The sequence below is a fragment of the Micromonospora sp. NPDC005206 genome, assembly GCF_040608175.1.
Classification (GTDB): Bacteria; Actinomycetota; Actinomycetes; order Mycobacteriales; family Micromonosporaceae; genus Micromonospora.
On the sequence record NZ_JBEXHU010000002.1, the window covers coordinates 34,556 to 46,480 of the forward strand.

Sequence of the window (11,925 nt, forward strand, 5' to 3'; positions counted from 1 at the left end):
TACTGCAACAACGACAACGACGGGTTTCACCGGTGGGAGCCGGTGCCGGGTACGAAGGAGGTGAGCGGCGACATGGCCGATCGTGACGAACCGACCGGAGCGTTGGTCCGTCCATACGCCGTGACCCGCGGTCGTACCCGTCCCCGGCTCGACATCGCGCTGGAGGCGCTCGTCGAGACGACGGTGCGTGGCCGGGCCGCTGCCAATGGCAACGGTGGCCGCGAACACCAGTACATCGCCGCGCTGTGTGACGGACGCGTGCAATCGCTCGCCGAGATCGCGGCGCGGATGCAGCTCCCGCTCGGTGTGGCCCGGGTGCTCATCGCCGACATGGCGACGGACGGCCTGGTCGCAGTCCACGAGCCGACCATTTTGGACGACTCCGACGACGCGATGGGCACTGAACTGCTGGAGAGGGTGCTGAGTGGACTTCGCAGGCTCTGACATGTCGCACCGCCCGCCGAACCCGAGTGGGCGCGTGACGTCGGCGAAGATCGTTATCGCCGGTGGATTCGGCGTCGGTAAGACGACGCTGGTCGGCTCGGTCTCGGAGATCACGCCGCTGACCACCGAGGCCATCATGACCTCCGCTGGCGTGGGCGTCGACGACACCCGGCAGGTGCCGGGCAAGACGACGACCACGGTGGCCATGGACTTCGGCCGGATCTCGATCGACCGTGACCTGATCCTGTACCTGTTCGGTACGCCGGGTCAGACTCGATTCTGGTTCATGTGGGACGAACTGGTTCGGGGCGCCATCGGTGCGGTCGTGCTGGTGGACACTCGCCGGCTGGCCGACTGCTTCGCGGCGATCGACTTCTTCGAGCACCGGCGGCTGCCGTACCTGGTGGCCATCAACTGCTTCGACGGGATGCAGTACCACGACCCGCAGGACGTTCGGGACGCGCTGGCGATCTCGAGCGACGTGCCGGTGGTGGCCTGCGACGCCCGCAACCGGGAGTCGACGAAGCACGTGCTGATCTCGCTGGTCGAGTACGTGCTCACCATGCGGCGTACACGCGCCGTCGCGCCGGCCTGACCGGGCGATCGCGCCCGGTGGTGGCTTCGGCCGCCACCGGGCGCTGAGTGCTGTCCGGAGGCACCTCGCCGGGCAGCCCCGCACCTCTTTTCAAGACGCCGCCTTTCCAGGCTCTTGGACGCAGTCGGCCCCTTCAGGGGCGGATTGGTCCAGGACCTTCACGAGGCGGCGTTGGTCGTGCCGGGCTAACGCTGTGGCCTGAACGCGCTCCCGCCCCCAGTCAGCTGACTGAGGGCGGGACAGACGCGTGGGTGATGGTGACCGGGGGTCAGGACTGGTAGCCGGCGGACCGGTACTCGTATTCGCGGTCGTCGTCGCGGTCACCGTGGTCACGACTGAAGTCCCAGCCGCCGGCGGCCTCGCGACCCGGCCGGCCGCCCACCGCGAACCCACCGATCTCCTGCCCCCGACGCCAGCCACGGAAGTAGCCGGTGGTGTTCTCCGCGAGACTCGCCGCATCACGCACTATCCGCAGCGGACGCTCCTCGCGCAACGGGGAACCCGGGACCAGGTTGGCCTGCGGCACGCGCTTCGGTAGACCGGCCGTCGTCTCGGCGCCCACCGCGGGACGGGCCGCCTGCTCGGCTGCCTGCCACCCGGTGTCGGCCGTGGTCGACCAGTCCAGGTCGGACTCCTCGGTCTGCCCGACGAACCAGGCCGACTTGGCCTGCGCGAAGATCAGCAGGTCCCCGTCGCCCTCGTCCGCCACCGGTGGCGGACGGTGCTCGACCGGGGGTGACGGCCGGTGCTCGACGGGTCGTTCCATGCGGGGCGCGGGGCGGCCGTTGCGGGCGGCCTGCTCCCGATCGACCAGCCGCAGCGGCGGCGTCTCGAGGCGCGGGTCGGTGGGCGGGTTGAGGCTTGCCTCGCGCAGCGCCCGGTCGGCCAGCGGTGGCGGCTCCACGAGCCGCAGCATGGGTGGCTCCTGCGGCAGGTCGTCCGCCAGCCAGGGCGGGGTGACGCGGCCGTCGGCCCGGCCCGGGTCGGTGGGGGCGTCGATGCCACGGCCGCCGCCGTACGAGTAGGCGGCCGGGTTGTTCGGCGAGCTGTCGGCCGGGTCCTCCGGGTTGTTGACCAGCGGCCAGTTGGCCCGGGAGCCCGGCGGTGCCGACTCCTGGCCCGGACGGGGAGTGGGCACCGGGATGCTGAGGTCGGTGGCGCTGAAACCGCCGGTGGGAGCCTCGTCGACCGGGCGTTGCAGATGGCTGGGCCGGGGCTCGCCGTTGGTCTTGGGGCGGGGCGGGATGACCGTGCGTTGCCGCTCGGCCCGCGCGTTGTTGATCGCCGCGGTCGTCAACGTCGGCCGGAACGGCTCGCCCGCCTCGGCCGGCGGCACCGCGCCGCGCTGCGCCGGCGCGATCGGGGTGATCCCGGGCGGCGGGGGCGGTGGCGAGGAGACTGGCCGGTTGGTCGGACCGTCGATGCGGCTCGGGAGGGGTTCGCCACGCCCCGGCAGGGCGGACACCGCCGGGCCGGCGGCCGCCGCCGGGGCAACCGGAGCGGGTGCGACCGGCGGCGGGGTGATCGGAGCCGGGGCGACCGGCGGTGGCCCGAGCGGGCGCGGCGACGCCAGCGGGGCGCCACCCGGGATCGGTTCGGGGCGGCTGCGTCGGCCCCCGGTGGGGGCGGGCTCGGCGGCGACCGGGGTCGGCCGGACCGCGCGCAGCCCGGTGCCGGTGTTGGACATGCCGGCCAGCTCGCCGACCGACTCGCCACGGCGGGCGGCGGCGCGGCGACCGGGCGCCGGCGCGGGCGTGCTGGCCCGTGCGCTGAGCGCGCTGACCAGCGCCTCGCAACCGGCGTCGCAGGCCCGTACCGAGGCGACCGCCTGCCGGACGGTCTCGGCCACCGCGGAGGTGAGCGCCCGGTTCACCGCGGCGCGGCGGGGCGTCTCGGAGATGGCGACCCGCAGTGCGGTGACCGCCTCGTTGATTTCCTCGGCGTCGGCCACCCCGTCCGCGGCGAGGTGCGCGGCGATGGCGTCCGCCGCCACCGAGACCTCGCGGCCCCGGGCCACGGTGCCGCCCAGCATGCCCGGCTCGGGCAGGGCGTCCAGCACGGCCAGCGAGACCGGCTCGGCCGGGTCCGGATACGCGCGCAGCGCCGCCGGGTAGAGCTCGCGCAGCACCTCGCGCAGCGCCACGGCGGCCGAGTGCCGACCGCTGGCAAGCGCGGCGTGCGCGGAGAGCACCTGCTTGTAGCCGGCGAGATCCCGGGGTGCCGGCAGAGTGACCGCGGACAGCGCGCCCGCCTGCAACGCGCGGGCCAGGCCGACGGCGCGTCGTTCGGCTGGCGGCGACTGCATCTCCTCCAGGGAGTCGTCGTCGGCGAACCGCTCGGCGAAGTCGTCCACCGAGTCGTCGTCCGCGATCGCCAGCGGCCGACCCGCCGCGCTCAGCAGCGAGGTGACCGTGTGGTCGTCGCTGTCGGCGGCGATGGCCGCACCGCTCGGCCCGCCCGACCGCTCCACGAGCAGCGCGACGAGCTGGGCGTAGCCAGCCGCGTCGTCGCCGATCTCGCAGACATGCAGCAGACGGCCTGCGTCGTCGACCACAGCGGACGTCAGCGTCGAACCGGCCGAGGCCGGTCGGTCAGCAGGATCCGCTGAGGCCAGACCGCAGTACACGCGCACGAGCGCCACGGCGTCGTCCTCCTCCCGGGACAGGTCTTTCCTCTGCCAGCAACTGATGCTCCCCGGTACGGGTCAGTCGCGCCAGTCCACGACCGCAGAGATCTTGCCGACAATGGTGCGCCAACCCAAACTTGCGGTTTGTGCCCCGATTTTCTTCAACCGCCGTCGGCCCATGAAACCGCCGATCCCGCCGTTGGCGGTCGCCCGCAGCGCCTCGTCCAGGTCGTCGAGGCTGGAGGCGGCGGAGAGCATGTCCAGCACCGCAGGCAGCCGCAACGCGTACGACAGGTCACGTGCGACCTCGCCGGCCTTGATCAGCAGGGCCGAATCCCAGGCGTCGTGCCCGCCGCGCAGGTTCTCCACGACGAGGTCGAGCTCGTAGCTGTCCTCGTCGAGCGACGCGATGTCGGCCGGCTCCACCCGTTCGGACAATTCATTCCAGCTGTCCAGTTGGGACAGATCATTTGGCGCGCCGGACCGGATGAAACTGACCAACGACTCGGGGGTCTTGAACAGCAGCAGCTTGCCCCGGTGGCTGAGGAAGACCGGCACCTCCTCGTCGTCCGCCTCGTCCGTGGCGTTCTCGTCGTCGGCCTCGTCGGCGTCCGTGTCGGCGTCACGGCGACGGCGCGACGCCTCGTCCTCGTCGCTCTCGGCCAACTCCTCGGCCAACTCCTCGTCGAGGATGACGACGGTCTCGTCGTCCTCGTCCTCCTCGATCACCTGACGGCGGGCGAGGAACGGGTCGTCCTGGTCGCGCTCGGTCACGTCGGTGGGGGTCAGCGCCCCCGCCGGCCGGTAGGCCCGCAGCGTGAAACCGGAGCCGGCGGGCAGGGCGATCTCGACCGGGTCGATCCGCAGCTCGTCCCAGAGCGACCGGTCGTCCGACGTCGACGCGAGGCCAATCTCCTCGGCCTCGTCGGCCTGATCTGGCTCGGCCGGGCCGGTGGTGTCGTCGAGCTCGGGCTCGTCGGCGTCGGGCCGTTGGGGCGACTGGCGGGCCACGCTGACCTCCGTGTGCTTCGGGTTGCCCACCCGCCGACGTCTTCGACCGGCGAGTGACTCTGGGCACATACCCTAGTCGGCGGTCCTGGGCGGCCGGTGCCCGCACCCCGATGACCGGCTGGCGCACCGGTTCGGGCCCGCGGGTCATCGCGGGTGGCCACCGGTGGCGTACCGGCGATTCGACAAGTAGCGTAGCTACGTATGAAGGCCCAGGAGTTGCACGGCCACCTCGACGCACTGCTGCTCGCCGTGCTCGAACAGGGCGCGCTGCACGGGTACGCCATCATCGAGGCGCTGCGGGCGCGCAGCGACGGCAGCCTCGACCTGCCCACCGGCACCATCTATCCCGCGCTGCGCCGGCTGGAGCGCGCCGGGCACGTCGCGAGCACCTGGAGCACGGTCAACGGTCGGGAGCGACGGACGTACCAGCTCACCGACTCCGGTCGGCGGGCGCTGGCCGGTGAGCGCGCTGGTTGGCACGAGTTCCGCGTGACGGTCGGACGATTCCTCGACCCCGGCAGCCCACCCGGCACCCCGGCCTGAGCCGCTCAGCGGGTGGTGGCGAGCAGCCAGCCGCGCGCCGCGCGGACGAGCGAGAAGTAGGCTCCGCCGACCAGCACCGCCCCGATGAACATCGGTGGCCAGCTCAGCGCCGCGTCCCAGAGCCCGATCGACCATGCGAAGAGGGCGGTGACGGCCAGCATGCCGAGGACCAGGGTGCCGGTCAGGCCGGCGCCCACCGCGCGCTGCGCGACGGCCAGGCCCGGCCGGGCGGACCGGGCGCTCGCCACCACCACCAGCAGGCCAGCCACCGCGAGCAGCAGCGAGCCGATCCAGATCCAGTCGACCGAGGCGGCGAGCAACCGGTAGACGGCCGGCGGGTGCGGACCGTCGCTCCAGCTCGCCCCGCGCCACGTCAGGTCGCCGGCCACCACCGACACTCCGGCCACCGCCAGCATCCGCAGGGAGAGCCCGCGCAGCGCGCCGACCGCCAGCTCGGCCTGCCAGGAGGGAAGCAGCTGCGCCGGTGAGCCGAACTCGGCCACCGCACGCCGCTGCGCCTCCGTGGGCGGCACGCCGTCCTCGCGGTACGCCTCGACGGCGTCCAGCAGACCGTGCCGGGCCTCGGTGAGCAGGTCGGACTTCAGTCGGGCCGGCCCCTGCAACCGGGCAGCAAGCTCCCGCAGGTGCTCCTCCACCAACACGTCCTCACAGCGCGGCATGGCACCACCCTGCCACGGACGCCGGCGCGCCGACGTCCGGGAGAACCCTGGTCCGTCCCCGAGCCCGGTCAGGGGGTGAGAGCCAGGTACCCGCGTTCGGCCGCCGCCTGGAGCAGCCACTGGTCCCGGTACCAGCCGGGGGCGGTGACCAACTCGGCGTGCCGACCGCGCTGGATCACCCGGCCGCCATCGAGGACGACGATCTCGTCCAGCTCGGCCAGCCCGCTGAGCCGGTGACTGATCAGGAGTACCGAGTGCCCGGCGGGGGTGGCGGCGAGGGCGGAGGCGAGCACGGCGTCCGCGGCGGTCGGGTCCAGCCCCTCGGTGGGCTCGTCGAGCACCAGCACCGGCGGCGCGGCGAGCAGGGCCCGGGCGAGCGCGAGCCGTTGCCGCTGGCCGCCGGAGAGCTGACCGCCCTCCTCGCCGACCAGGGTGTCCCATCCCGCCGGCTGGGCGTGCACCCACTCCAGCAGGCCGGCGGCGGCGGTCGCCGCCACCAACTCGTCGTCGCTGGCCCCGGCACGGCCGAGCAGCAGGTTCTCCCGCACCGTGGCGTGGAAGACGTACGCCTCGGCGAGCAGCCCACCGACCGCGCGGGGCAGCTCCTCCTCGGCGTACGTCGAGACGTCGCGACCGTCCAGCGTGACCCGGCCGGACGTGGGCCGGACCGCGCCGGTCAGCACGGCGGCCAGGGTGCTCTTGCCGGCTCCGCTCGGGCCGACCACCGCGATCCGCCGCCCGGCGGGCAGGTCCAGGCTCACCCGGTCGAGCGCGGGCGCGGCACCGGCCCGGTACCGTACGGTCACCTCGGCGAAGCGCAGCTCGTGCGCGCCGCCTCGGTCCGGGCCGCCGATGCCATTCGCGCTGGGCTCCACGGCGGCGTGCCGGGGAGTCGGCAGGTCCGCGTCGAGCAGGGCGGCCACCCGGGTCAGGCCGGGCCGCAGCTGGGTCCACTGCCGGGCCGCCGAGACCAGGGCCAGCGCCACCTCGACGGCCGCCAGGGTGCCGACGGCCAGTACGCCGACCAGCACCCCCGGCACGTCCGCGGCCAGCGCGGCCAGCACCACCGCGGCGGCGGTCAGCCCGGCGACCAGCACCCCGGCCGCGTCGACGGCGAACCCGGTGGCGGCCAGGCGGCGTTCCAGCCGGGCCAGTCGGCCGGCCCGCTGCTCGGCGGCGTGCAGGGCAGCGCCGGTCGCGCCGAACGCGGCCAGGTCGGCGGCACCGTGGGTGAGGTCGATCGCGTCGGTGGCCAGCGCGCCGCGCAGCGGGGCCACCTCCGCCGCGTTGCGCCGGGTGACCGCGGTGGCCAGTGCGGGCAACGCCACCCCGGCGATGAGCAGCCCGGCGGCGAGCACACCGGCGGCCGGCGGCGAGATCAGCGCCGCCCCGGCCACCGCCAGCAGCCCGACCAGTGCCGCCGCCGATCCCGGCACCAGCACCCGCAGCAGAAGGTCCTGCACCGCCTCGACGTCGGAGACCAGCCGGCTCAGCACGTCCCCCGAGCGGTGCGCGGCGGTGCGGCGGGCGGCGAGGGTGGCGAAGACCCGGGCCCGGACGTCGGTGATCATGCGGAGGACCGCGTCGTGCCCGGCGAGCCGTTCGGTGTAGCGGAACACGCCCCGGCTGATCGCCAGCGCCCGGACCGCCACGATCGCCACGGTGAGCCGGTCCAGCGGTGGCCGGCCGGCGGCGCTCATCAACAGCCAGGTGGCGGTCGCCATCAGGGCGAGCCCGGCGAACTCGGTGGCCGCGGCGAGCAGGCCCGCGCCCACCAGCCGGCCCAGGTACGGCCGGGCCAGGCGCAGGACCGTCCGCTCGGCGGTCGACCGCCCGGTCGGGGCGGCGTCGACCGCCGCTTCCAGTGGGCCCGGCCCGCCGGCCAGCGGCTCGGGTGCCGCGTTCATCGGGCCACCTTCCCGGTCGGCTCGGGCGTCAGCTCGGTGACCCGGCCATCCTCGATCCGCAGGATCCGGTCGGCGTCGGCCAGCAGTGCCGGCCGATGCGCGACCAGCAGCGCGGTCCGCCCGGCGACCAGCCGGCGGGTGGCGTCGAGCACCACCGCCTCGGCCGCGGTGTCGAGTCGGGCGGTGGGCTCGTCGAGCACCACCACCGGGGCGTCCCTGAGGAACGCGCGGGCCAGGGCCACCCGTTGCCGCTGCCCGCTGGAGAGGCCGTGCCCGCGCTCGCCGAGCAGCGTCTCCAGCCCCTCCGGCAGGCCGGCCACCACGTCGTCCAGGGCCGCGTCGTGCACCGCGGTGGCGAGCGCGTCGGGCGGGGTGTCCGGTGCGCCGAGCCGGATGTTGTCGGCCAGCGAGGCGGCGAAGAGGTGGGCGCGCTGCGGCACCCAGGCGAGCTGGCGGCGCCAGGCGTCCGGGTCGGCGTCGGCGAGGTCGACCCCGTCCACGGTGACCCGGCCGCTGGTCGGGGTCACGAAGCCGAGCAGCAGACCGAGCAGGGTGCTCTTGCCGGCGCCGCTGGGCCCGATGATGGCGATCCGCTGACCGGGTCGGACGGTCAGCGTCACGTCGCGCAGCGCGGTGGTCCGCTCGTACGCCACGGTCACCGACTCGAAGCGGATCTCGCCCCGCCCGTCCGGGGTGGCCGCGCCCTCGGCGGCCCGGGGTGCGGCGGGCGCGGCGGAGATGGTGAGCGCCTCGTCCAGCGCGGTTAGCCCCTCCATGCTGGCGTGGAAGCGGCTGCCGGCGGCCCGCAGCGGCAGGTACGCCTCCGGGGTGAGCAGCAGCACCAGCAGCGCGGTCTGCAGGGCCAGCCCGCCGCCGAGCAGCCGGATGCCGACCGGCACCGCGACCAGGGCCACGGAGAGGGTGGCGACCAGCTCCAGCACCAGCGCGGAGAGGAACGCGATCCGCAGTGTCTTCATGGTGGCGACCCGATGCCCGTCGGCCATCCGGCGGACCACCTCGGTCTGCGCCCGGGCCCGGCCGAACGCGCGAAGCGTGGGCAGCCCGGCGACCATGTCCAGGAAGTGCCCGCCCAGCAGGGAGAGCCGGCGCCACTGCCGCTCCGTGGCGGCCTGCGCCTGCCAGCCGAGCAGCGCGCCGAAGACCGGGATCAGCGGCAGGGTCAGTGCGATGATCACCGCGGAGCCCCAGTCGGCGAAGACGACCCGGGCCAGCACCGCCACCGGCACCGTCACGCTGAGCACCAGCTGGGGCAGGTACCCGGTGAAGTACGCGTCCAGCGCGTCCAGCCCGCGCCCGGTCAGCGTGGCGAGCTGGCCGGCCCGTTGCCCGGCAACCCAACCCGGCCCGTGCCGGCCCACAGCGCCGAGCAGGTCGGCCCGCAGTGCGGCCTTGACGGTGGCGGCGACCCGCGATGAGACCGTGCCCTGCGCCCAGACCAGCGCCGAACGGGCGGCGACCGCCACCGCGAAGGCGGCCAGCGCGGGCCGGTCCAGGCGGCCGTCGACGGCGGTGGCCAGCACCGCTGCCAGCGCGGTGGCCTGCGCCACGATCAACCCGGCGGCGAGCACGCCGAGCAGAACGAGCACGGCGAGATCGCGCCGGGCCGCGGGGACCCGGCGCAGCAGACGCGGGTCGAAGGGACGGCGGTTCACCAGTACACCGGTGCCCTGCCGTCGGTCCGTCCCCGGAAAACCCACCAACACATCGCCTGGAAGCCTAGTAGGGCCGGCAGCAGCGGCAGCGCCACCCAGCCGAGTAGCCGCAGCGTCGGCGCGCTGGCGGCGGCGTCGGCCACCGTCAGCGAGGTGCCCGGGTCCGCCGAGGACACCAGCACGTAGGGCCAGAGGGCCGCACCGACCAGCGCCACCGGCAGTGCCAGAGCCGCGCCGGTGGCGACCAGGGCCCATCCCGGCCGCCGTCGGGCCAGCGCCGCGCGGGCCAGCAGCAGCGCCGCCGCCAGCAGCAGCGGCAGCAGTACGGCCACCGCCGGCCGCTGGACGGCGTCGTGTACCCGGGTGGAGAGCAGCCCCAGGACGGTGGCCAGGGCGACCGCGGTGAGCGCCACCGGCACCAGCCGGCGGGCCGACCGGCCGACCGCGTCGGCGTCGGCGGCCGGCAGCCGCAGGGTGAGGAAGGTCGCACCGTGCACCGCGACCAGGGCGACCATGGCCAGCCCGGCGGCGGCCGCGAACGGGGTGGCCAGATGCGACACCCCGACGACGTGCCCGTCGGCCGCGCGGGGCACGCCCTGCAGCAGCGCGGCCAGCAGCACGCCCCAGCCCAGGGCGGCGAGCACGCTGCCGACCACCACCACCCGGTCCCAGCGGGCCCGGATCCGCTCGTCGGTCGGCCGGCTGCGCAGTTGCACTCCGGCGGTCACCAGGACCACACCGGCCAGCGCGCCGGCGACCGCCGGGTAGCACCCGGAGAGCAGCTCGCCCTCCAGCACCGGAAAGGCTCCGAAGAGGATGCCCACGGCGGCCACCAGCCAGACCTCGTTGCCGAGGAAGAACGGGCCGAGCGCGGTGAGCGCGGCCCGTCGTCCGGCCGGGCCACCGCGGCGCGCGAGCAGCAGCCCGACGCCGTAGTCGTAGCCGGCGAGCACCAGGTAGGCGCCGAAGAAGAGGCCGAGCAGGGCGTACCAGGCGAGGTCCACGGTGATCTCCTCAGGCCAGGGCGGGTTCGGGGTGAGCCGGTTCGTTCGCCGGTGCCGGCGGGCGGCCGAGCGGCGGGTCACCCGCGCCGCGCGCCGCGTGCCGGGCGAGCAGCACCCAGTTGGTGACGGCGAGGGTGCCCAGCAGCAGGCTGAACCCGATCAGCGAGGCGAGCATCACCGGTGCGCCGACGGGGGAGACCGCCTGCTCGGTGGGGAGCAGGCCGTACGCCACCCAGGGCTGGCGGCCGACCTCCCGGGCGATCCAGCCGAGGATCACCGCCACGAACGGCAGCGGCAGGGCCAGCAGGACCAGCCAGAGCGGGAAGCGCAGCCGGATGATCCAGTCCCGGAAGAGCAGGGGGAGCAGCAGCCAGACGCAGCCGAGCGTGAAGCCGATCAGGATCATGAAGCCCAGCCCGACGTTGGCCAGCACGGGCGGGGTGTAGTCGCCGGGGCCGAACCGCGCCGTCCACTCGGTGATCAGCGCCTGGGCTTCCGGGCCCTGGCCGAACTTGGTCGGCTGCACCGCGCCCACCGGGCCGAACTGGGCGAAACCGAAGCCCTGCACCAGCGTGATCGCCAGCGCCGAGGTGACCAGGCCGATCCGCAGCGAGGTGCGGAAGATCGCGAAGTCGGGGGTACGCCGGATCAGGTGCCAGGCGCTGACGGCCGCCATCAGCATCCCGCCGACCAGCAGCGCGGCCGAGACCACGTGCCCGAACGCCATGCCGAGGCTGGGATTGGTGAGCAGCGCGCCGAAGTCGGTGAGGTGGGCGATGCCGTCGCGCACCTCGTACCCGACGGGGTGCTGCAGCCAGGAGTTCGCCACCATGATCCAGAACGCCGAGGCGTACGCGGTGAGCGCCACGCCCCACAGCAGCGCGAGGTGGACGCCCTTGCGGAGCCGGTGCCAGCCGAAGATCCACATCCCGAGGAACGTGGACTCCAGGAAGAACGCCACCAGCGTCTCGATGGCCAGCGGCGCGCCGAAGACGTTGCCGACGTAGCGCGACAGGCCGCTCCAGTTCAGCCCGAACTGGAACTCCATCACGATGCCGGTGGCGATGCCGAGCACGTAGTTGATCACGTAGAGCTGGCCCCAGTATCGGGTGAGCCGCTCCCACTTCGGGTTGCCCGTGAGCACCCACGCGGTCTGCATCCCGACCAGCAGGGTGACCAGCCCGAGCGTGACGACCACGAACAGGAAGTGGATCGACGTGGTGGTGGCGAACTGCAGACGGGCGAGGAGCAGGGTGTCCATGACCGGCTCTCCAAAGCGTTGGCTGCCTTGTCGTAGCCACCCTACACGTAGCTTGGCTACACGTTGATTACTACGTCTTGTCGTAGACAATTCTACGACAAGACGTAGTAATTGTGGGGAGCCTGCTCCTCAGCCTGGACGTGGGATCAGGAGCGCGCGCCGAACTCGGCGGGCCAGCGCG

Annotated in this window: 10 protein-coding genes; 3 read left to right on the forward strand and 7 right to left on the reverse strand. The window is 74.2% G+C overall.

The genetic code is table 11. From position 1 onward, the window contains the following. Window positions 1-72 precede the first annotated feature (72 nt). Window positions 73-444, forward strand: coding sequence for a DUF742 domain-containing protein (locus tag ABZU69_RS02325; protein ID WP_354962936.1), 372 nt, complete (start codon window positions 73-75; stop codon window positions 442-444). 1 nt (window position 445) lies between these two features. Next, a complete protein-coding gene (locus ABZU69_RS02330; protein ID WP_007455465.1) occupies window positions 446-1,039 on the forward strand; it encodes an ATP/GTP-binding protein in 594 nt (197 codons plus the stop codon). 268 nt (window positions 1,040-1,307) lie between these two features. Here the strand turns inward: ABZU69_RS02330 and ABZU69_RS02335 are convergent, their stop codons facing one another. Beyond that, window positions 1,308-3,704 (reverse strand): transposase, encoded by a 2,397-nt coding sequence (locus ABZU69_RS02335; RefSeq protein ID WP_354962937.1) that lies wholly within the window; start codon window positions 3,702-3,704, stop codon window positions 1,308-1,310. 39 nt (window positions 3,705-3,743) lie between these two features. Beyond that, window positions 3,744-4,706 carry a DNA primase gene (locus tag ABZU69_RS02340; protein ID WP_354962620.1) on the reverse strand — a complete coding sequence of 321 codons (963 nt, stop codon included), beginning with the start codon at window positions 4,704-4,706 and terminating at the stop codon, window positions 3,744-3,746. 171 nt (window positions 4,707-4,877) lie between these two features. Here ABZU69_RS02340 and ABZU69_RS02345 point away from each other — a divergent pair, with 171 nt between their 5' ends. Beyond that, window positions 4,878-5,219, forward strand: a complete 342-nt coding sequence (locus ABZU69_RS02345; RefSeq protein ID WP_354962621.1) for a helix-turn-helix transcriptional regulator — start codon at window positions 4,878-4,880, stop codon at window positions 5,217-5,219. Window positions 5,220-5,224: 5 nt separating this feature from the next. Here the strand turns inward: ABZU69_RS02345 and ABZU69_RS02350 are convergent, their stop codons facing one another. The 5 genes from ABZU69_RS02350 to ABZU69_RS02370 all read right to left on the reverse strand — a co-directional run bounded on the left by ABZU69_RS02350 (window position 5,225) and on the right by ABZU69_RS02370 (window position 11,744). Beyond that, window positions 5,225-5,899, reverse strand: coding sequence for a permease prefix domain 1-containing protein (locus ABZU69_RS02350; protein ID WP_354962622.1), 675 nt, complete (start codon window positions 5,897-5,899; stop codon window positions 5,225-5,227). Between the two features lie 68 nt (window positions 5,900-5,967). Next, window positions 5,968-7,806: a thiol reductant ABC exporter subunit CydC gene (cydC, locus tag ABZU69_RS02355; RefSeq protein WP_354962623.1), complete on the reverse strand. Its 1,839-nt coding sequence runs from the start codon at window positions 7,804-7,806 to the stop codon at window positions 5,968-5,970. After that, window positions 7,803-9,479 carry a thiol reductant ABC exporter subunit CydD gene (gene cydD, locus ABZU69_RS02360; RefSeq protein WP_354962624.1) on the reverse strand — a complete coding sequence of 559 codons (1,677 nt, stop codon included), beginning with the start codon at window positions 9,477-9,479 and terminating at the stop codon, window positions 7,803-7,805. Before cydD ends, cydC begins: the two co-directional genes overlap by 4 nt. Beyond that, window positions 9,476-10,483: a cytochrome d ubiquinol oxidase subunit II gene (locus ABZU69_RS02365; protein ID WP_354962625.1), complete on the reverse strand. Its 1,008-nt coding sequence runs from the start codon at window positions 10,481-10,483 to the stop codon at window positions 9,476-9,478. The genes cydD and ABZU69_RS02365 overlap by 4 nt, the downstream gene beginning before the upstream one ends. Before the next feature lie 10 nt (window positions 10,484-10,493). Further along, complete coding sequence (locus ABZU69_RS02370; RefSeq protein WP_354962626.1) at window positions 10,494-11,744, reverse strand: cytochrome ubiquinol oxidase subunit I; 1,251 nt, start codon at window positions 11,742-11,744, stop codon at window positions 10,494-10,496. Window positions 11,745-11,925 lie beyond the last annotated feature (181 nt).